This window comes from Marinitoga aeolica, from assembly GCF_029910535.1.
Lineage (GTDB): Bacteria > Thermotogota > Thermotogae > Petrotogales > Petrotogaceae > Marinitoga > Marinitoga aeolica.
The window spans coordinates 177,105-196,958 of sequence record NZ_CP069362.1 but is presented as its reverse complement, the minus strand read 5'-3'; the positions used below and the strand labels follow the sequence as shown (position 1 = coordinate 196,958).

Genomic DNA, 19,854 nt, shown 5'->3' with positions numbered 1-19,854 from the left:
CTTAATATAACCTATTATAATAATAATTTAAAATACTCATTGTATATATCCCAGCTGTTTCAAATCTCATAATGGTATTTCCTAAATTTGTTCTAAATACATTATCAGGTAGATTTTCTAATTCTTCTTTAGAAAAACCCATGTCAGGGCCTATGATTATAGAAATTTTGTTTGGTGTATGAATTTTTTCTAATGTTTCTTTTAATGTTGCTTTTGTTGTTAAATCCAGGAGAATAGGATTTTCTATTAGCTTAAAATCTTCAAATTTGAAAAATTGTATCTCAGGAAAAACGGGATTTTCTGATTGTTTTGAGCTTTCTATAATTGTTTTTTGAAATTTTTCCAGTGATTTGAATTTTAATTGTGATTTTTGGCCATGGAATATATATATATTATTTACTCTTAATTCTACTAACTTTTCTATTAATATTTTCATCCTATCAAATTTACTAGCACCAATATAAAAGTCTATTTGTGGTTTGTATATTTTTTTATATTCATTTTTTTTGATTATTTGACATATTGTCTCATTTTTTTTAATTTTTTCTATTTTACAATGATATATATATCCTTTTCCATCAAAAACTTTTATTTCACTATTTTCCTGTAATCTCACAATTTTCAAATGAGCAGTTTCATTTTTATCCAGTAATATTTTTTCTTTTTCTACAATACCATAAAAAGCATTGGGCATTAACCAATAACCTCCATACCCATATATGGAACTAATACCTCTGGTACTTTAATCTTTCCATCAGGCATTTGATAATTTTCCATTATAGCCACTAATGTTCTCCCAATTGCTAATCCTGAACCATTTAAAGTGTGCACATATTCCATTTTGTTTTCTCTTGTTCTATATCTTGTATTTCCTCTTCGTGCCTGGAAATCTTTTACATTACTACATGAAGAGATTTCTTTATATGCATTATAACTTGGTAACCATACTTCAAGATCATAAGTTTTAGCAGCACCAAAACCAAGATCGCCAGTACATAAGGTTATAACTCTATATGGTAATTCTAATAGCTGTAAAATTCTTTCTGCATGTGATGTTAATTCTTCTAAAGCTTTTTCTGATTCATCAGGTGTTGTATACCAGAATAATTCAACTTTGTCAAATTGATGTTGTCTGATCATTCCACGCACATCTTTTCCATAACTTCCAGCTTCTCTTCTATAACATGGTGTGTATGCAACATATTTTAAAGGTAAATCTTTAAAACTTAAAACTTCATTTTGATGCATTCCTGCTAATGTGACTTCTGCAGTTGGAATTAAAAATAAATCGTCATCTTTTGTATTGTATGCTTCTTCTTCGAATTTTGGTAATTGCCCTGTGCCAAGCATTGTTTCTCTTTTTACCAAATGTGGAGGAACAATTTCCATATATCCATGTTCTTTTGTGTGAACATCAAGCATGAAATTTATTAAAGCTCTTTCCATTTTAGCTAATTGTGATTTTAAAATAGAGAATCTTGAACCACTTATTTTAGAAGCTCTTTCAAAGTCTAACATTCCTAATTCAGGGCCTAAATCCCAATGAGCTTTAGGTTCAAAATCAAATTCTTTTGGTTTTCCCCATTTTCTTATTTCAACATTATCATCTTCTGATTTTCCTATAGGTACAGTTTCATCTGGAATATTAGGAATATATAATAATTTTATATGAATTTTATCTTCAATTTCTCTCATTTTTAATTCTAATTCTTTTATTTTAGTACCCACTTCTTTTGATTCTTCCATTATATTCTTTAATTCTTCAGTATTTCCAGCTGATTTTAGTTTAGCAATTTGTTTTGAAAAGGAATTTCTTTGAGCCCTTAATATTTCGACCTCTTTTTGAATATTTCTTTTTTCTTCATCTAATTCTTTAATTTGATTTATTAAATCGGTTTCGTGGTTTCTTTTTATTAATGCATCAATAACAACCTCAGGATTTTTTCTAATTAACTTAATATCTATCATTTGTTTTCCTCCTTATCCTTTATTTCAAGAGTTAATTTTACCCTTTGTGCAGAAATTTCGTTTTTATCGGTTTTAAATGTTGCTTGAGAAGTTTTCATATCAATTTTTTTCTTATCGTTCTTAATATTTACATTGTCTTTTAATGTTAAAAGTTTTGTATTTTCATCATATTCAAAAGACTTTGCAAAAATTAAATAATCATCTTTAATAATTTTTACCAGTGAATTTTCATCTACCATCTTACCAGAATAAGTTTTATTTTTATTGTCAAATTCAATGATATCACAATATATAAAAATGTCTTTATTTTCTTCTTTTAATGTGATTTTTGTTTCGACATTGTCTTTTAATTCGCCTATATCTTTCTTTAAATCATAACTTAAAAATAATGATGTAGCTTCCATTGTATCAGTTTTAATTTTTATATTGCCTTCAGATTCTAAATCTCTCCATTCTTCATTTACAAGTGTAACTGTTGCTAAATCTGTTAAAACTTCTAAAGTGTCTTTTATTACCTGGACGTTATTTTTTAATACGTAGAAATCATCTCCACCTTTAACAGAATTGGCACTAACATGAATAGTTGATGAAAAAGAAATAGTAATAAGAATTACAAATAAAAATAAAAATACCTTTTTCATTATAATACCTCCAGATTTTTATTTATCCATAATTGAGCCATTTTTTTTGCATTATTGTATGATGCCCCACTTAAAGAGAGTGAAGTTAATTTTAAAGGGGTTAAAATATCTTTTTCTTTAGTAATTATATCAAATAATTTCTTTTTTCTCAAAAAAAATGAATAAAGTAATATTTCTGCTCCATTCTTTGGCGTTGGCAATTTTAAAGAACATTCTAAAGAAGTAATAACATCTATGTCATCTAATTTTAGTGGACATAATGAGATTTCTGCTGTTGGTACCAACCATTTTTCTTTATATTCAAAATATTTAAAAAATGGAGGTGATGAAAAAGAAGCTAGTAAAGCATCTATATAATATTCATCGGGACTAAAGTTATAAATTTCATTTTTTGAAATATCATAACTTTCAATTTCAAAAAAATTACCTAAATCTTTTATTTTAAGGTTGCCAAAGTAATTTTTTAATTCTTTTTCCAATTCTTTATGTGATTCAAATTCAAATTGTTTTTTTCTATTCAATTTCCACAATGTAATAGCTTGATTGTATAAATTTTCATATATTTTGTCTTTAAAAAAGTATCTGTTTAATATTTTAGAGTTTTTTATGAATTCAATCATTTTTCCAAAAAAATTGCTTTTATATTTTGAGATAAAAAATATTAATAATGAACTAATACCAGATACTCTTAAAAAAATAGGTATGTTATAGTTAATAAATTCAGCTATAACACCAGAATTCCAGTATATACCATATTTGAAATCTCCAGAGGCAATTTTAATTTCTTTCATTTTTATCACTTCTTTCGAGTTTCAATTTTGCTTCAAGATAAATTTCTTTATATTTATCAAATTCATACCATTGATATATAGAATCAAATATATATGTTTCATCAGCATTTTTCAAATGATTAGTTGTTATTAAATTAGCACTTAAAGAAGAAATAAAATTAATGTATTCTAAACCATCATTAAATTTTTCATTTTTTTGAGGGATATGTGATGCAATAACATATTCTGCTCCTAATTTTCTGCAAAGTTCAACAGGAACTTCTTCAAGCGTTCCACCATCAATTAATGTCATTCCACCCATTAATTTAGGCGTAAATGCAGCCGGTACATTTGATGATGCCATTACAGCATCTAAAATATAGCCTTCGGTAATTTCTTCAATTGTTTCGGATTCAATATCCAACGCTACGGCACCAAAGGGTATTTTACAATCAGAAAATCTTTTTTTGTAGAAAAGAGATTTTAATAGACTAAATAATAAATCGTTATTTAAAATTCCAGGAGAAGATAATAATTTTGCGAATCCTGCAATTTTATTTTCAAGGCTTTTCTTTATGTGGGTTATTTCTTTTGTAGAATGATTGATAATGTAACTAAGCTTTCTCATAACTATTTTACTATCTGGTTCTAAAGCATATAATGCGCCAATTAAAGAACCGGCGCTACAACCACTTATAGATATAGGTTTTTTTTCATATTTATTTTCTAAATATTCCAATAAAGCAATATGTGCCATTCCTCGAATACCGCCGCTACCTAAAGCGATTCCATAATTCATCACATTCCTCCCATTATAACATAAACTGCAATTCCTCCAACAATTCCACCAACTAAACTGTATAGTATATTATTTAATATATTTTGATTATTAATTCTGTTTTCTAAGTTTTCTACTTTATTTTTTAGAGAATTTGTATCTGTTGACTCTTTTTTCATTTCCAGGATTTCTGATGTAAGTTTATTATTTTGTGATTTCAATTCTGTAACTTCTTTTTCTAAGTTTATTACTTTCTCATCTAAATAAGAAGTATCAGAAATATTTTCTACTTTTTGTTCTACATTGTTTAATCTAGTGATGATAGATTCTAAAGATTTCATATTTTCTTTTATTAAATCATCTTTTATTTGCATATATACGTAATTTTTAATATCATCTGATTTTTTCATGATTGATTGAGATACCATTTCACTTATTATTTCTGTTAGAACATCTTTATTGTTAGAAGGAAGGTTCTCTAAATTGTATATAGAGTTTTCTAATGATTTTAGTCTATTTTCAAATGTGTTTAATTGTAATACTTTTTTGTCAAATTCGCTTTTCAATTCAAATAAGGTCTTAGTATTATTGATAACATCATTTTGTAATTTTTCTGTTGGAGGTTGCAAAGCTAAATCTTGAACTAGTTTATTCATATCTCTAATCTTTTTAGTTAACTCATCATCTTTAGCTTTTAATTCATCTATTGCTTTCAGTTGGTCATTGATTTTCTGTATCTCCTGATAATTTTTTGTGCTCATTTGTTCTAAATTACTAATTTTAGGTAATACAGAGTTTACATTTGTTAGTAATTCTCCGATATTTTTTAATCCGCTCTCTTTTACTGCGTTTCTAAAGTCTTCTAAATCTTTTGCCATGTTTAAAACTTGGGCAGTTAAGTTTGAAACAGCATAATCATTAGTGTTAATTCTTGATTCAATTTGATCCAATTTAGTAAATAGATTAGATATGCTTTCATTTTCTTTATCAAAAGCAGCTCCTTCTAATAAACCGATTCTTTGATCAAATTCTTGTAATTTTTTATTAAATGTATTTATTTCATTAGCAGCACTTTCTAAAGTTTTCATGTTATCTAATCTTTTTTCAATGTTTGATAATCTATCAAGTAATTCTTGAGGAAGTTGAGTATTAGCTGTAACTTTTATATCGCTTATGGTTTTTTCTAAATCTATGACTTTACTTTCTAAATTATTTATTCTATTAGATGCATCAGATAATATTCCATTATATGAATTTATAACTTTTTCCAATTCTTCAACCTTTGTTTTTAATGTTGGTATATCATTGGTTTTATTTTCAATTTCTTGTAGTTTTTTATATAATAATGTATCATTTGATATCGTTGAATAGTCTGTTATTTTTACTCTTGAAGTTTCTAATTGTAATACTTTATCATTTAATTCTTTAATCTGATTGTCTAATTCTGGAATTTTAGAGGTTAAATTAATTAAAGGTTTAACCTGAAAATCAAATTTCTGCTGAATTATGTTGTCAATATAGTCATTTGATGAAGAAATTTCATTTTTTAAATTATTAATTTCATTCATCAATTGAGTAATTGTTGCATTTTCACTGCTATCTTTCCAACGCATTTGTGCTGAAACTTCATTGGTGATAAATAATTTTAATCCTTCTTTTTCTTTTGTAAATAGATCATCTATATATGATTTATAATTGTTTTGTTCTCTTTTTAAATAATCATCAAGGGTGTTTGTCATATATTCTTTTGTTTTTGAAAATTGTTCCAATACACCTTCTACAGCCTTTTCAAAGTCATTCATTCTATTGCTAAATAAAACCATAGAAGCTAATGTGGTTTCATATAATTCATTTATTTTTTCAACAGATTTTTTTTCGGCAACCATATAAGCATTTTGAGCTATCGCTTTAAAAATAGGATTGTTTGAATCAGTAGAATCTATGGTTATGGCATTTTCTAAATTTTTAACTCTGGTGGATAAATCCATAACGGTATTTTTGGTGTTTTTATAATCGGCGTCAAGTGAAAAAATAAAATTTTCAAGAGTATATACTCTTGTAGGCAATTTTTCAGTTTCTAATTTTGTGAGTGATGCATCTAAAGTAGTTAATTCTTTTTTATAATTTTCATCTAGATAATCAAGAAATTTTGAGCCAAAAATGGCAAGATCATATCTTGAAATAGATATTGCACCATTAAATTTTCCTTGTGTATCAGTTTCCATTATGCCGGCATTGACAACCTTATACACATGTGGATAAACAGGAGATGCTGGTTTTACATCTGCAATTTCTCCAAATACAGATAATATAAATAGTAATAATATAATTGAAAGAATAACTCTTTTCATTTTTTTGCCCCCTTAATACCAATTATCAAGATTGATGTATTTTCCCTCATCTGTTAAATATATAAATCTTTCAGCAATCTTTTTCTGGCCTTTATATATTGCAATTTTATGTACTCCATATTCTAATCTTAAATCAAGTTCAGATGATGAATATTTAACATCATCCACATAAACATCAAAAGACTTTGTTTTAATAATTTTTACCGGTACAAGATTTGCTTTTGAGAAAAATATAACTCTATGTTCATAATTGTTTATATTAACATTGATATTGTACATTTTTCCGTCTGGAAATTTAAATGTGACGTTATGTGATCCAGAATCCAAAACATATCCTAAAACATATCCTTTATTTATATATTTTCCATCGATATAGATTAAAGCATAGGATGATGATGTAAATAATGAAACAGCGCCAACATTTTCATTATTTGTTAGGAACACTGTTTGTGATCTGTTTTTTCTTAAAATAGTTGATTTTTTTGAATTTAAATAATAAATATCAATATTTTTAGTATTCTGCATTGTATTTATTAAAATTGTTGAAGGTGTGAATGCATATTTATCCCCAATATACGTTAATATTTTTTCCTGAGATAAAACTTCAACTGAAGTTGATAATTTTGGATTTAAAATAATTTCTTTTGGAGAATCTTTATTTATTATGTATCTAAAAAATATGTTATCATCTTTTTCAGATGTGATTTCTATTATATGTGGCATTCCATCTAGCTCTAAATATTCAACATTTTCTCCAATATATTTTCCATCTAAATAAAAAGCTAGATCATTAACATTTTGAAATTTTATAATTCTATTGTTTTCATATAATTCAAAGAATAGTTGTTTTTTTGAAAGAGATTTATCTAAGTTTATTGTTAATTCTTTTGATATGTAACCAATTTTTGATAAAATAATCTTTAGATTTCCTGAAGGCACTGTAAATGTATGAGGAGTATACCCCATTCTTTTGCCATTAATTGTAACTAATGCGTTTTGTGGTGAAGAATCAATATACAACTGAATTCCTTTTTTTAATTCATATTTAAGATTAATTGGTTCATCGTTTTTTAAAGATATACTTTTTTCAAGAGTTAAATATCCATCTTTTTCTAACTTTAAATTATATTTTTTATTTAAAGATAAAACGGTAGAATATGGGGTTTCTCCAATAAAAACATTATTTATATATAATTTAGCAGTTGGTGTAGATTCTATAGTTACCATCCCATTGGGAATAAAATTAACATTAATATTTTTTGTTTCAAAAGGTTTTAATTTTAATTCTATTTCCTGAGATTTATAGTTTTTTGAAGAAAGAATAATTTTGTTTATGTTTACAGGGATTTTTAAAATTTCGCCATTTTGTATCAACAATTTATTATTGTCAAATATAACATAAAAAGAATTTAAATTTGAATGAAAAATTATAGAAGCCAGAGGAATTAATTCTGCTGTTATTTCTTTGTCTGAATCCATTAAAATGGATATTTTAAAGTCTTTATAACCATATTTTGATACCAAAATATTATATGTTCCTTTATTTAAGGAAATGATTTCCTTGTTATTTTTCATGGTTAATGTGTATTGATTATCAACATATACTAATGAACCTTTTGGAGCATTAATGGTTAATTGAAATGAAAAAGATAAAATGGTGAATGTTAAGAATATAAGTAATATAATATTATTCTTTTTCATTATTCCTCACCTCATTTATAGTATAATCCAGGTGCTCTAATTGACGCATTAAATTTTCTGGATTTTCAATTTGAGATAATACTTTATTCATAAATTCAACACGAGCTTTAATAACTTCTTTTATGACGTTTTCACCTTTTTGTGTAATTTGAATTGTGGTAACTCTTTTATCTTTTTCATCCTTTGTTTTTTTAAGATAACCTGAATTCTCTAATCTATTTATTAAACCAGTTGTAGTACTTTTGGTAATTCCTAAAGCAATACTAATATCAGTAACTCTTTTAGGACCTCTAAAATATATAATTTGAAGTAAATCAAATTGTGCGGGAGAAATTTCGCTGTTTTTAATAATTTTCCTACCTTCAACCTTAATTTTAAAACATATATCCCTTAAAATTTTTTCAAAATTTTCTAATCTGTTTTTTTCCATGATGTTCCTCCTATCTAAATATTTTTATTTTTGAAAGTGAGGTAATTAAGTTGGTAAAAAATATAACTTTTTCTGCTATGCTAAGCGTTATTACGGTATTACTATTTACATCTCAAATGTTTATTCCTGTTTTTGGAATACTTATATCCTTTTTTAGTTTAATTCCTTTAATACTTGTATATAAGCTTACGGATATGAAATATTTTGTAATTTCAGCATTAACATCAGGTTTTTTGATTTTGATTTTAAATGATATGTTTGGGTTGATATTTTTTTCAACTTATTTACTACCACCAGTATTGAGTATTGTATATAATAAAAAAAATAAAATACCCCACATTATATTTTTTCTCGTACCAGTGGCATCATCCTATTTTATGTATAAATCTTTTTTTAATATAAAAATGTTTGAATATTTGTGGCCTTTGATTGGGGCATCAACATTTGTTGTAATAAAATTTTATTATATAAAGATATCTGACTTAATAATGAAGGGATTAAAAGCTAAAGGTTTTTAATTTCCATATACTATATTTTATCAGAAAAACGGCAAAAAATGAAATATATGATATAATGAAAATAGAATAATTTAAGAGGTGATTAAAATGGAAACTATAGATGTTGTTGTGGAGAAAATTGTAAACGGAGGATATGGTTTTGCGAGGTATGATAATAAGATATATATGATTGAACATGCTTATCCAGGGGAATTTGTAAAAATAAAAGTAAAAGGAAATAAAAAAGATGTGTATTTTGCAGAAGTAGTAGAATATTTAGAAAAATCTCCATATAGAAATAGAACAACCTGCCCACATTTTCAAGAATGTGGAGGTTGTCAGTTATTGGATCTTGATTATAATGAGCAACTAAAAATAAAGACAAACATTGTTAAAGAACAAATAAGAAGAATAGGTAAATTAGACGATTCTCTTGTTTTAGATGCAGTAGGTTCTAATGAAATAAACCACTATAGGAGTAAAATGGAATTTGCTTTTTCTTATGATAAAGGTGAGATAAAAATAGGTCTTAAAAAGAGAAATAGTAATGAAATTATAGATATAAAAAAATGTTTAATTGCTCCAAAAGAATTTAATAAGATTATTCATGAAACTAAAAAGATATTTGAAGCATTGAATTTAAAAATTTATAATCCAAAATCTAGAAGAGGAGAATTTAAACATCTGGTTCTTAGAAAATCATTTTCTAAGAATGAAATAATGAGTATATTTATTACTAAAACAGAATATATTAGCAATTATAAAAAATTTAAAGAATTAATAAAACAAAATATAAGAGCGAATTCGATTATTCATGTTATGAATGGATCTGATTCTGTTGTTTTAAGAGGTCCATATAAAACTATAAAAGGAGAAGGTGTAATAAGAGAAGAGTTTGATGGATTTGAATACCAAATTCCACCAACAGCTTTCTTTCAAAATAATTACAACGTAACTAAAAAGATTTTAGATGAATTTATAAGAATAGTAAAAGAAGAAAAAATTTCTGGTAATTTACTGGATCTATATTCTGGTGTTGGATTGTTTTCAATATATTTAGCTCCATTGTTTAAACATGTAACTGGTGTAGAAAGTAATGGAGTTTCTGTTAAAGCAGCACATTCTAATTCAAATATAAATAGTATAAAAAATACTACATTTATTAAAGCGGATGTAGAAGAATTTATAAAAGATTATAATAAAAAAATAGATTTATTGATTGTTGATCCACCTCGAAGTGGGCTTGGTAAAGAAGTTTTAACCAAAATTTTACAATTGAAACCAAAAAATATTTTTTATTTATCTTGTGATTCAACAACTCTGGCAAGAGATTTATCAAAATTAAGTAAATTCTATAATATAGAATTTATAAGGCCTTTTGATATGTTTCCTAATACTTTTCATATTGAAAATTTTGCGTTTTTAAAGGCAAATAATAGTAATTAATTTTAATTAAAGTTAAATTTCTATGATTATTGCACAAAATCAATAATTTTTGGTATAATATGTATTGGATATATTAAATTTTGGAGGGAGGACTTTCCATGGAATTTATTTCAAAGATAAATGTTTTACCTAAGGTACCTGAAAAATTATCCAGGTTACCAGAATTAAGTAAGAATCTTTGGTGGACATGGAATTATGATGCACAAGAGATATTTGAAAGAATAGATGAAGACTTATGGGTTGATGTAAATAGAAACCCTGTATTGTTTTTAAAAAAAGTAAGTCAGAAAAAATTAAATGAAGCATCAGAGAATCAAGCTATTGTTTCATTGTATTCTCAAGTTATTGAAAAATTTGATAAATATATGAAAGCAGAAAACACATGGTTTAAATCAACTCATAGAGAATATAAGGGTGGGGAATTTGCATATTTTTGTGCAGAATATGGACTTCATGAATCATTCCCAAATTATTCTGGTGGATTAGGTGTTTTAGCTGGTGATCATTTGAAATCATCAAGTGATTTAGGAATTCCTTTAGTTGCAGTGGGTTTATTATATAAACAGGGATATTTTGAACAAAGAATAAATTCTGAAGGTTGGCAGGAAGCTATATTCAATCCATATGACTTTGATAATTTCCCTGTTATTCCTGTAAAAGATGAAGAAGGAAATGAATTGTTTGTTACAGTAGAAATGGATAATAGAAAGGTTTATGCAAAAATCTGGAAATTACAAGTTGGAAGAATTAATTTAATATATTTAGATACTGATATTCCACAAAATGACCCAGAAGATAGAATGATTACCTACCAATTATATGGCGGAGATCAAGAAATGAGAATTAGACAAGAAATATTATTGGGTATAGGTGGAGTTAGAGCATTAAGAGCAATGGGATATAACCCATCTGTATGGCATATGAATGAAGGACATTCTGCATTTCTAGGATTAGAAAGAATAAGAGAATTTGTTCAGGAAAAAGGATTATCTTTTAGAGAAGCGGTTCAGGCAGCAAAATCAAGCGCTGTATTTACAACACATACACCGGTTCCTGCTGGACATGATGCGTTTCCATTTCATTTAATGGATAGATATTTTAAAAATTATTGGCCACAGTTAAAGGCTTCTAGAAGGGAATTTTTAGATTTAGGTGCAGAAATAAGACCAGATGGTTCGGAATTATTCTCTATGACAACGTTAGCTTTAAATTTATCTTCTAGAGCAAATGGAGTAAGTAAATTACATGGAGAAGTTTCAAGGGATTTAGCAAAAGATATCTGGAAAGGATTAGAAGCTGTAGAAGTACCTATTACTCATGTTACAAATGGTGTTCATGCAACAACATGGATTTCAAAAGAATTGCAGGATTTATTTACTAATTATCTTGGAAGAGATTGGCATGAAAAGATTGACGATCCTGATTTATGGAAAAAGATTGATAATATTCCAGATGAAGAATTGTGGAATGTTAGAAAATATCTAAAGAAAAAATTAATTTCCTTTATACATGAAAGAACTAAATTGCAGAGAATGAGACATGGTGAAACTGTAGAACAATTAGAAGAAATTGAAGAAATCTTGAACCCAAATGCTTTAACAATAGGGTTTGCAAGAAGATTTGCAACATATAAGAGAGCTACATTAATATTCAAAGATTTGGATAGGTTAAAGAAAATATTAAATAATCCTGAAAGACCTGTTCAATTGATATTTGCTGGTAAAGCTCATCCTGCTGATAAGCCAGGTCAAGAATTAATTAAAAGAATTTATGAAATATCGAGAATGCCTGAATTTAAAGATAAAATAGTATTTATAGAAAATTATGATATGAATGTAGCAAGACATTTGGTTTCAGGTGTTGACATATGGTTAAATAACCCAAGAAGGCCAAGAGAAGCTAGTGGGACAAGTGGTCAAAAAGCAGGTATGAATGGTTCCCCTAACTTTAGTGTTTTAGATGGTTGGTGGGTAGAAGGATACAATGGAAAAAATGGATGGGCTATTGGAGATGAAAGAGACTATACAGATTTAGAATTACAGGATAGAATTGACAGTGTGTCTATCTACAATACTTTAGAAAAAGAAATTGTACCGTTATATTATGACCATAATGAAGAATTAGGTGTTTCAAGAGAATGGATAAAAATAATGAAAGAATCTATTATATCTGTCACATCATTCTTTAACACACATAGGATGTTAAAAGAATATACACAAAAATTATATATGACAGCAGCTGAATTAGGTGAAAAGTTTATAAAAGAAGATTTTAAAATTGCAAGAAGATTTGCCAGCTGGGTAGAGTTATTAGAAAGAAATTGGGATAGTATTAGAATAAAAGTGTTGTCTAATGTAAATGAGGATGTTGTATATGCAACAGAAGGAAAAATAGAAGTAAAAGCAGAAGTATATTTACCAGGTATAGGTCCAGATTCTATATTAACTCAAATTGTATTGGCTAAATTAGAAGATAATAAAGTAATCTCTTTAAAATCATTTGATATGAAACTTGTAAAAGAAGTAAATAAAGATACTTATTTATATGAAGGTGAATTCGAAGTAGATGAAAGAGGACAATATGGATGGAATGTGAGAGTTGTACCATACAATCCAATTATGCCATATCAACATTATTTAATAGGTTTTGTTAAATATCCACAATAATAAATAACTGCAGCTTCGCGCTGCAGTTATTTTAATTTTTAGATAAAGTACAAAATAAAATAATCAAAATAATATTTGCTCATCCAGTGAAAATCCTTAATCCTCAAAAATGTTTATTCTCGCCTGTCACGAAAACTCACATCCATGTTCGGTTTCGCTCAATTTTGCATCCATGCAAAATTGTCAGGCTTCATTCACATTTTTTCGGGAATTTTCAAGGATTCACTCATATTATTTTTTCATATTTATTTTGTCAACAGTCTGAAATAACTGCAGCTTCACGCTGCAGTCATTTTTTTAGTTTTTAATTTTTAAAATTAATAAAAATATGATATAATTACAAATGTATAAAATTCTAAGGGGGGATTAAATATGGAAAAAGGTATTATAGGAATTTTAAATTATGCATTAACAAAAGAAATTGAAGGAAGAGAATTTTATAAAGCTAAAATGGATAGTTTATCTAACCCAGAATTAAAAACAATTTTTCATACTTTAGCAAACATGGAACAAGGTCACGTTGAATATATTAAAAGGTTAATAAAAACATATGAAAATAGTGAATCGTTAGAAGTTGATTTTGAAGAATCTCAAGAGAATATTTTTGAAAAGAGAGAATTAGAAGAAATCACTGGTGGAACAGTAAGTAATATGACTTTGGATTTAACTGTATTAAAAATGGGATACATGATAGAAGACGATTTTATGAAATTCTATTTAAAAGCAGCAGAAAGTGTAGAAGATAAAGAGGCTAAAGAATTATTTTTAAAATTAGCTAAGTGGGAAGAACATCATAGAGATACATTATATGAATACTATAAAAGATTATCAGATGAATATTGGACAAATATGAACTTCACACCATTATATTAATTGGAATGGGTTTTTCCCATTCCAATTATATTATCAAGGAGGGATAATGTGAAAACTTTAGGAGAAATACTAATTTCTAAAGAACCAATTACTGAAATATTAATGGGCAATCATGCTTTGGTTAGAGCTATGTTAGAATCAGGTGTTAAAGTAGTAACTTCATACCCTGGTTCTCCTACACCAGAAATCGCTGAAGGTATAAGAAGTATTCCAAAAGATAAAAATCCAATGTATTTTGAATTTTCCGTTAACGAAAAAGTAGCTACTGAAGTAGCTTTTGGTGCCGCTATGAATGGACATTTATCCACTGTATTTTTTAAAAGTGTTGGTTTAAATGTAGCAGCTGATTCTTTTGTTCAATTAGGATTATTTGATTTACAAGGTGGAATGGTAATAGTTCTAGGAGATGATCCAGGAGCTAATTCATCTCAAAATGAACAAGATAATAGACATTTTTCTAAACTTTCATATATTCCTATGTATGAACCAAATTCTCCAAAAGAAGTATATGAAATGTTTAAAGAAGCTGCTAAAATAGCTAAAGAAAAACACATGCCGGTTATACTACGTTTAACAACACATGTATGTCATGCAAAAGAGAAAATTACTTTCGATAAATTAGAAATAGAAGAATATGATTATACTCCTAAATTTGATCATATAAACGCTCCTCATATTCCAATTGCTGCAAGAGCATTAGATATGAAAAGAATGGCTTTAAAAAGATTAGAAGAATTTAAGGAAATATCAAATAATTCTAAATTTAATGAAATTATTGACAATGGGAACAAAAAAAGAGGAATCATAGTTTCCGGATTACCTTATCTTTCATTATTGGATGTTTTAGAATATGCTAATGAAAAAGTAGATATATTAAAAATAGGAATAGTTAATCCTTTACCGGAGAAAAAAATAATAGGATTTTTGAAAAATCATGAAGAAATAAAAATCATCGAAGAATTGGATGACATAATGGAAAAAGATATAAAAACATTAGCCTATGAAAATAAAATTTATACAAATATAATTGGTAAAGTTGATATAGAAGATTGGATAGGTGAATATAAACCTGATAAGGTATATGATATTTTGAAAAAAACCTGGCCAGATTTATTACCAGATATTAAAATGGAAATTCCACAAGTAAAATTGAATCCAAGACCTCCACAATTATGTCCTGGTTGTGGTCATAGATCCGCTTTTCATGCTATTAAATATGCATTGAAAGATACGGATATTACTGTAGCAGATATTGGATGTCATACTTTGGGATATTTAGAGCCATATAATATGGGTCAGGTTTTATTATCAATGGGACATTCTACTTCAACAGGTGCTGGTTTATCATTATTTAATAAAACAAGAAATGTTGTTGCTTTCTTAGGAGATTCTACCTTGTTCCATGCTGGTATTCCTGGTATAATAAATGCTATATTTAATAAACATAATTTAACATTAATTATTATGGAAAATGGAACTACAGCGATGACAGGTCATCAGGACTTACCTTCAATAGGAAAAAATATAAATGGTCCAACAGAAGCTATACCTATTAAAAAGATGCTTGAAGGATTAGGAATTAAATATATTAAAGAAGTGGATACATATCAACAAACAAAGCTAAGAGAGTATGTATTAGAAGCACAAAAAGAAGAAGGTTTAAAGGTTATTATTGCAAAACATCCATGTATGTTAAAACTGACGAGAGAACAAAGAAGAAAAGGAACTTTTAGAAATAATAAGGTGGAAGTAACAGATAAATGTGATCATCAATATGTATGTATTAGTGATTTTGGTTGTCCTGCATATCAAATTACTCCTGAAGGTGATGTTTGGGTACAAGAAGACTTATGTATAGGCGATGGTTCATGTATTCAAACTTGTCCAACAAACGCATTATCTTTTAAAATAGTATCTAAAGAAGGTGATAAATAATGAAAGCATTTAATATATATTTAATTGGTGTTGGTGGTCAAGGTATAGGTTTATTAAGTGAAGTGATTATACGTGCAGCAGATAAAGCCGGGTTAAATGTTAGAGGTGTTGATACTCATGGTTTAGCTCAAAGAGGAGGTACCGTTTCTTCTAATATTAGGATAGGAGAAAATATAAATTCTCCTTTGATAATGAAGGGTCAAGCTGATTTAGTAGTGGCTCTTGAGAGGCATGAAGCACTAAGAGGAATGAATGATTATTCAAAGAATGGTTCTACAGTAATTTATTATGATGCTGTATGGCAACCATTAGATGTTAGATTGAGAAAAGCAAAAGAAATAGAAAACGAGATTGTAGAAAAAGAAGCAAAAAGAAGGAATATTGATTTAATAAAAGTATATATAAATGATTTAAGTGACGCGAGAATGCAAAATATGGCAGTATTAGCAACTATGGCAAAAAATAAATTAATTCCTAATGTAGAAAAAGAACATTATTTATTAGCTGTAAATGATTTATTAACAGGAGATGTTTTAAAAAATAATCTGGAATTATTTGAGAAAGTATATAATGGATAATGTGAAATTAAGAGCCCTTGCGGGCTCTTTTTTAATCTATGCTGAAAGAGGTTGTTTGTTTTTAAACATCTGTTTTATTTCATTATCAAAAACAATTTTGATATATTTTTCCAATTCTTCGATTGAATTAAAATTAATTATTTCTTTTTCTGTAATTTTGTTATCTAAACCAATTAGTTCTAATAAGTATTTATTATTTTCAGAATTTAATAGGAATTTTTTGAAATAATGCCTCTTTTCTTCATACCATTTCAACAACTCATTTGTTTTAATCATAATATTACCCCCTTAAAGTATTTTTTTATATTGATAATTCTACCTTATTGTATCTTGATTATATGTTACTACAAAGAAGACTTAAAATCAATTAAGAAATAGTAACTTTTAAGTAACAAATCTACACTATAGTAGAAAATAGTGTATAATATATATATAGAAAGAGAGGTGATATTGTGGCGAAAGAAAACAATATTATTGGAAAAAGAATAGAGATGTTAAGGAAAAGGAAAAAACTTTCAAGAGAAAAATTAGGAGCAATTATTGGAATTGCGGGGAATAGTGTTTATAGGATTGAAGCTGGATTTAATTTACCATCATCAGAAGTTGTTATTCAATTATCAAAATTTTTTGATGTTCCAGCAGACTATATACTGGGAATTGACAAATATTCTGAAAATGAAAATGAAAATAATTTTAATATGAAAAAAATTCCAGTATATGAAAAGGTTGCTGCAGGTCTTTCAGGTGTAGCAGAGCCTATTGATTATCCTGTCGATGAAATATATATTCCATTAGGTTCTAGAGGAGAATTTGCTGTTGAAGTTGTAGGAGATAGTATGGAACCAGAAATAAAAGAAGGTGATTACGTTATTGTAGATACAAATGCGTATATAGAATCTGGTAATAGAGTAGTAGCATTAATAAATGATGGAGCAGATGCATTAGTTAAAGTTTATAGAAAAACTATGGATGGTCCTGCAATGTTGTATAGTTTAAATCAGAAATATGATCCAATAATATTAACAGATGATTTAAAATGGGAAATCGTAGGTAAAGTTGTAAGCTTATATAGAAGATATGGGTGATTGTATGAAAAAGGTTAACGGGTTCTTTCTTCAGAAATGAAAATATATATTGGTATCATATTTTAGGTATCCTATTGATTATTTTTAGAGTGTGCACTATTAATACCAAAAGGATACACTTTAAATAAAGAGAACTCAACGAGTTCTCTTTATTTAAGCCGATATTTTTTCTTTACTTTTTTAATTTCATCTCTGTATTTTGCTGCGTCTTCATATCTTAATTCAGAGGCAGCTTTAAACATTTCCATTTCAAGTAATTGTATATACTCATTTGGAGTTGTACCTTCTGCTACTTCGAATATGAATTCTGGTTTTTCTACCTTTTCCATAAATTGCTCAAATATATTTTTAGGTAATTCTTTTATAATTGATTTTGGTTTAATACCATGAGTTTCATTATAATCCATTTGTAATTTTCTTCTTCTATTTGTTTCGTATATTGCATTTTGCATAGCGTCAGTAATTTTATCTGCGTATAATATTACTTTACCATTAATGTTTCTCGCTGCACGACCTATTGTTTGAATTAATGTTGTTTCTGATCTTAAAAAACCTTCTCTATCTGAATCCATTATAGCAACTAAAGATACTTCCGGAAGGTCTAGTCCTTCTCTTAATAAATTAACTCCTATAACAACATCGACATCTCCGCTTCGTAATTTTCTTACTACTTCTGATCTTTCCATTGCATCTAATTCTGAATGTAAATATGTAGATTTTATTCCTAATAAATTCAAATGATCTGAAAGCATTTCTGCATCTTTTTTTGTTAACACCACAGCAATTGCTCTTTCATTTCTTTTAATTACTTTTTGTAATTCTGCAATAAAATCATCAACTTGACCTATTGTTGGTTTTACAACAACTTCTGGATCAATTAATCCAGTTGGCCTAATTATTTGTTCAACTATTTGTTCAGAGTGTTCTAATTCGAATGGACCAGGAGTAGCTGAGACAAATATAGTTTGTTTTACTCTTTCTAAAAATTCTTCAAATTTTAATGGTCTATTATCAAAAGCTGAAGGTAATCTAAAACCATAATCTATAAGATTTTTCTTTCTAGAATGATCTCCCGCCCACATTGCTCTTAACTGAGGAAGTGCAATATGCGATTCATCAATAAAGGTTATAAAATCTTTATCAAAATAATCTAATAATGTCCAGGGAGGGTCACCAGGCATTCTATTATCAAAGTGTCTGGAATAATTTTCTATACCTTTACAATGTCCTAGAGTTTCTAACAATTCCATATCCATTAAAGTTCTTTGCTTAATTCTTTGAGCTTCCAATAATTTTCCAGCTTTTTGAAACTCTTCAACTCTTATTTCTAATTCATTTCTAATTGATTCAATAGCTTTTTTTATTTTTTCTTCAGTTGTGACAAATTCACTTGCTGGATACACGGTAATTTTGTCAAAAAATTCTATTTTTGTTCTATTTAATATATCAAATGAATATATTTTTTCAACTTCATCATCAAAAAATTCTATTCTAATTCCAAAATCTTCATAAGGTGGAAAAATTTCTAAGATATCACCTTTAAATCTAAAAACGCCACCAGTATGTTTATCTTCTGAACGGGTATATAGCATTTTTGCTAAAGATTCTAAAATAAATCTCCTATTATATTCTTTTCCAACCTCTAGTTTTAAATTTATTCCGGCAAAATCTTCAGGATTACCTGAAGCATATATAGTAGAAACACTTGCTACTACAATAACATCTCTTCTTGTTAAAACAGATTTTAACGTTGATAATCGCATTTTTTGTAAAACATCATTTATACTTGCATCTTTTTCAATATACATATCCCTTCCTGGAAGATATGCTTCAGGTTGGTAGTAATCATAATAACTGATAAAAAATTCAACTTTATTTTCTGGGAAAAATTCTTTAAATTCTCTATATAATTGGACTGCTAAGATTTTATTTGGGGATAATATCAAAGTAGGTCTATTTAATTTTTCTATTACATTAGCCATGGTGAATGTTTTTCCAGAACCAGTAACACCAAGAAGTGTTTGAAATCTATAGTTTTTTTCAATTCCTTCTATTAATTTTTTAATAGCTTCAGGTTGATCACCTTGTGGTTTGTATTTGGAATACAATTTGAATTTATTCATAATGCTCACCTC

At 27.3% G+C, this 19,854-nt stretch carries 17 protein-coding genes; 7 read left to right on the top strand and 10 right to left on the bottom strand.

Annotated features, from left to right (window positions below; genetic code table 11):
• Position 1 precedes the first annotated feature (1 nt).
• The 8 genes from JRV97_RS00980 to JRV97_RS00945 are packed head-to-tail and all read right to left on the bottom strand — an operon-like array spanning position 2 to position 8,639.
• Positions 2 to 694 (bottom strand): 16S rRNA (uracil(1498)-N(3))-methyltransferase, encoded by a 693-nt coding sequence (locus tag JRV97_RS00980; protein ID WP_280999386.1) that lies wholly within the window; start codon positions 692 to 694, stop codon positions 2 to 4.
• A complete protein-coding gene (gene serS / locus JRV97_RS00975) occupies positions 694 to 1,968 on the bottom strand; it encodes a serine--tRNA ligase (RefSeq protein ID WP_280999384.1) in 1,275 nt (424 codons plus the stop codon). The genes JRV97_RS00980 and serS overlap by 1 nt, the downstream gene beginning before the upstream one ends.
• A complete protein-coding gene (locus tag JRV97_RS00970) occupies positions 1,965 to 2,609 on the bottom strand; it encodes an LptA/OstA family protein (RefSeq protein WP_280999382.1) in 645 nt (214 codons plus the stop codon). Before JRV97_RS00970 ends, serS begins: the two co-directional genes overlap by 4 nt.
• Positions 2,609 to 3,400: a patatin-like phospholipase domain-containing protein gene (locus tag JRV97_RS00965; RefSeq protein WP_280999380.1), complete on the bottom strand. Its 792-nt coding sequence runs from the start codon at positions 3,398 to 3,400 to the stop codon at positions 2,609 to 2,611. The genes JRV97_RS00970 and JRV97_RS00965 overlap by 1 nt, the downstream gene beginning before the upstream one ends.
• A complete protein-coding gene (locus tag JRV97_RS00960; protein WP_280999377.1) occupies positions 3,387 to 4,178 on the bottom strand; it encodes a patatin-like phospholipase family protein in 792 nt (263 codons plus the stop codon). The genes JRV97_RS00965 and JRV97_RS00960 overlap by 14 nt, the downstream gene beginning before the upstream one ends.
• Entirely contained in the window at positions 4,178 to 6,508 is a 2,331-nt protein-coding gene (locus JRV97_RS00955) for a hypothetical protein (protein WP_280999375.1), read from the bottom strand. The genes JRV97_RS00960 and JRV97_RS00955 overlap by 1 nt, the downstream gene beginning before the upstream one ends.
• A gap of 12 nt (positions 6,509 to 6,520) precedes the next feature.
• The gene (locus tag JRV97_RS00950) at positions 6,521 to 8,209 is read right to left on the bottom strand and encodes a PEGA domain-containing protein (RefSeq protein WP_280999373.1); all 1,689 of its coding nucleotides are present in this window, start codon (positions 8,207 to 8,209) and stop codon (positions 6,521 to 6,523) included.
• Positions 8,196 to 8,639: a MarR family winged helix-turn-helix transcriptional regulator gene (locus JRV97_RS00945; RefSeq protein ID WP_280999371.1), complete on the bottom strand. Its 444-nt coding sequence runs from the start codon at positions 8,637 to 8,639 to the stop codon at positions 8,196 to 8,198. Before JRV97_RS00945 ends, JRV97_RS00950 begins: the two co-directional genes overlap by 14 nt.
• Positions 8,640 to 8,689: 50 nt before the next feature.
• Between JRV97_RS00945 and JRV97_RS00940 the strand changes: the two genes are divergently transcribed.
• From JRV97_RS00940 to JRV97_RS00915, 6 genes are all read left to right on the top strand, one after another.
• Positions 8,690 to 9,157 (top strand): YybS family protein, encoded by a 468-nt coding sequence (locus tag JRV97_RS00940; protein WP_280999369.1) that lies wholly within the window; start codon positions 8,690 to 8,692, stop codon positions 9,155 to 9,157.
• A gap of 87 nt (positions 9,158 to 9,244) precedes the next feature.
• A complete protein-coding gene (rlmD, locus tag JRV97_RS00935) occupies positions 9,245 to 10,582 on the top strand; it encodes a 23S rRNA (uracil(1939)-C(5))-methyltransferase RlmD (RefSeq protein WP_280999367.1) in 1,338 nt (445 codons plus the stop codon).
• Between the two features lie 98 nt (positions 10,583 to 10,680).
• Positions 10,681 to 13,248, top strand: coding sequence for an alpha-glucan family phosphorylase (glgP, locus tag JRV97_RS00930; protein ID WP_280999365.1), 2,568 nt, complete (start codon positions 10,681 to 10,683; stop codon positions 13,246 to 13,248).
• 372 nt (positions 13,249 to 13,620) lie between these two features.
• On the top strand, positions 13,621 to 14,121 hold the full coding sequence (locus tag JRV97_RS00925) for a ferritin family protein (RefSeq protein WP_280999363.1): 501 nt from the start codon (positions 13,621 to 13,623) through the stop codon (positions 14,119 to 14,121).
• A gap of 48 nt (positions 14,122 to 14,169) precedes the next feature.
• Complete coding sequence (locus JRV97_RS00920; protein WP_280999360.1) at positions 14,170 to 16,056, top strand: thiamine pyrophosphate-dependent enzyme; 1,887 nt, start codon at positions 14,170 to 14,172, stop codon at positions 16,054 to 16,056.
• Complete coding sequence (locus JRV97_RS00915; RefSeq protein ID WP_280999358.1) at positions 16,056 to 16,634, top strand: 2-oxoacid:acceptor oxidoreductase family protein; 579 nt, start codon at positions 16,056 to 16,058, stop codon at positions 16,632 to 16,634. The genes JRV97_RS00920 and JRV97_RS00915 overlap by 1 nt, the downstream gene beginning before the upstream one ends.
• 36 nt (positions 16,635 to 16,670) lie before the next feature.
• Here the strand turns inward: JRV97_RS00915 and JRV97_RS00910 are convergent, their stop codons facing one another.
• Positions 16,671 to 16,910, bottom strand: coding sequence for a hypothetical protein (locus tag JRV97_RS00910; protein ID WP_280999356.1), 240 nt, complete (start codon positions 16,908 to 16,910; stop codon positions 16,671 to 16,673).
• A 176-nt stretch (positions 16,911 to 17,086) separates the two neighbouring features.
• Here JRV97_RS00910 and JRV97_RS00905 point away from each other — a divergent pair, with 176 nt between their 5' ends.
• Positions 17,087 to 17,719, top strand: a complete 633-nt coding sequence (locus JRV97_RS00905; protein ID WP_280999354.1) for a LexA family protein — start codon at positions 17,087 to 17,089, stop codon at positions 17,717 to 17,719.
• Positions 17,720 to 17,868: 149 nt separating this feature from the next.
• On the opposite strand, the gene uvrB is transcribed toward JRV97_RS00905, so the two are convergent.
• Positions 17,869 to 19,842: an excinuclease ABC subunit UvrB gene (gene uvrB / locus JRV97_RS00900; protein ID WP_280999352.1), complete on the bottom strand. Its 1,974-nt coding sequence runs from the start codon at positions 19,840 to 19,842 to the stop codon at positions 17,869 to 17,871.
• Positions 19,843 to 19,854: the final 12 nt, after the last annotated feature.

What these genes read in the sequence shown, in the direction of transcription:
- JRV97_RS00980 (WP_280999386.1), bottom strand. Translation starts at nt 694, where the DNA reads ATGCCCAATGCTTTTTATGGTATTGTAGAAAAAGAAAAAATATTACTG.
- serS (WP_280999384.1), bottom strand. Translation starts at nt 1,968, where the DNA reads ATGATAGATATTAAGTTAATTAGAAAAAATCCTGAGGTTGTTATTGAT.
- JRV97_RS00970 (WP_280999382.1), bottom strand. Translation starts at nt 2,609, where the DNA reads ATGAAAAAGGTATTTTTATTTTTATTTGTAATTCTTATTACTATTTCT.
- JRV97_RS00965 (WP_280999380.1), bottom strand. Translation starts at nt 3,400, where the DNA reads ATGAAAGAAATTAAAATTGCCTCTGGAGATTTCAAATATGGTATATAC.
- JRV97_RS00960 (WP_280999377.1), bottom strand. Translation starts at nt 4,178, where the DNA reads ATGAATTATGGAATCGCTTTAGGTAGCGGCGGTATTCGAGGAATGGCA.
- JRV97_RS00955 (WP_280999375.1), bottom strand. Translation starts at nt 6,508, where the DNA reads ATGAAAAGAGTTATTCTTTCAATTATATTATTACTATTTATATTATCT.
- JRV97_RS00950 (WP_280999373.1), bottom strand. Translation starts at nt 8,209, where the DNA reads ATGAAAAAGAATAATATTATATTACTTATATTCTTAACATTCACCATT.
- JRV97_RS00945 (WP_280999371.1), bottom strand. Translation starts at nt 8,639, where the DNA reads ATGGAAAAAAACAGATTAGAAAATTTTGAAAAAATTTTAAGGGATATA.
- rlmD (WP_280999367.1), top strand. Translation starts at nt 9,245, where the DNA reads ATGGAAACTATAGATGTTGTTGTGGAGAAAATTGTAAACGGAGGATAT.
- glgP (WP_280999365.1), top strand. Translation starts at nt 10,681, where the DNA reads ATGGAATTTATTTCAAAGATAAATGTTTTACCTAAGGTACCTGAAAAA.
- JRV97_RS00925 (WP_280999363.1), top strand. Translation starts at nt 13,621, where the DNA reads ATGGAAAAAGGTATTATAGGAATTTTAAATTATGCATTAACAAAAGAA.
- JRV97_RS00915 (WP_280999358.1), top strand. Translation starts at nt 16,056, where the DNA reads ATGAAAGCATTTAATATATATTTAATTGGTGTTGGTGGTCAAGGTATA.
- JRV97_RS00910 (WP_280999356.1), bottom strand. Translation starts at nt 16,910, where the DNA reads ATGATTAAAACAAATGAGTTGTTGAAATGGTATGAAGAAAAGAGGCAT.
- uvrB (WP_280999352.1), bottom strand. Translation starts at nt 19,842, where the DNA reads ATGAATAAATTCAAATTGTATTCCAAATACAAACCACAAGGTGATCAA.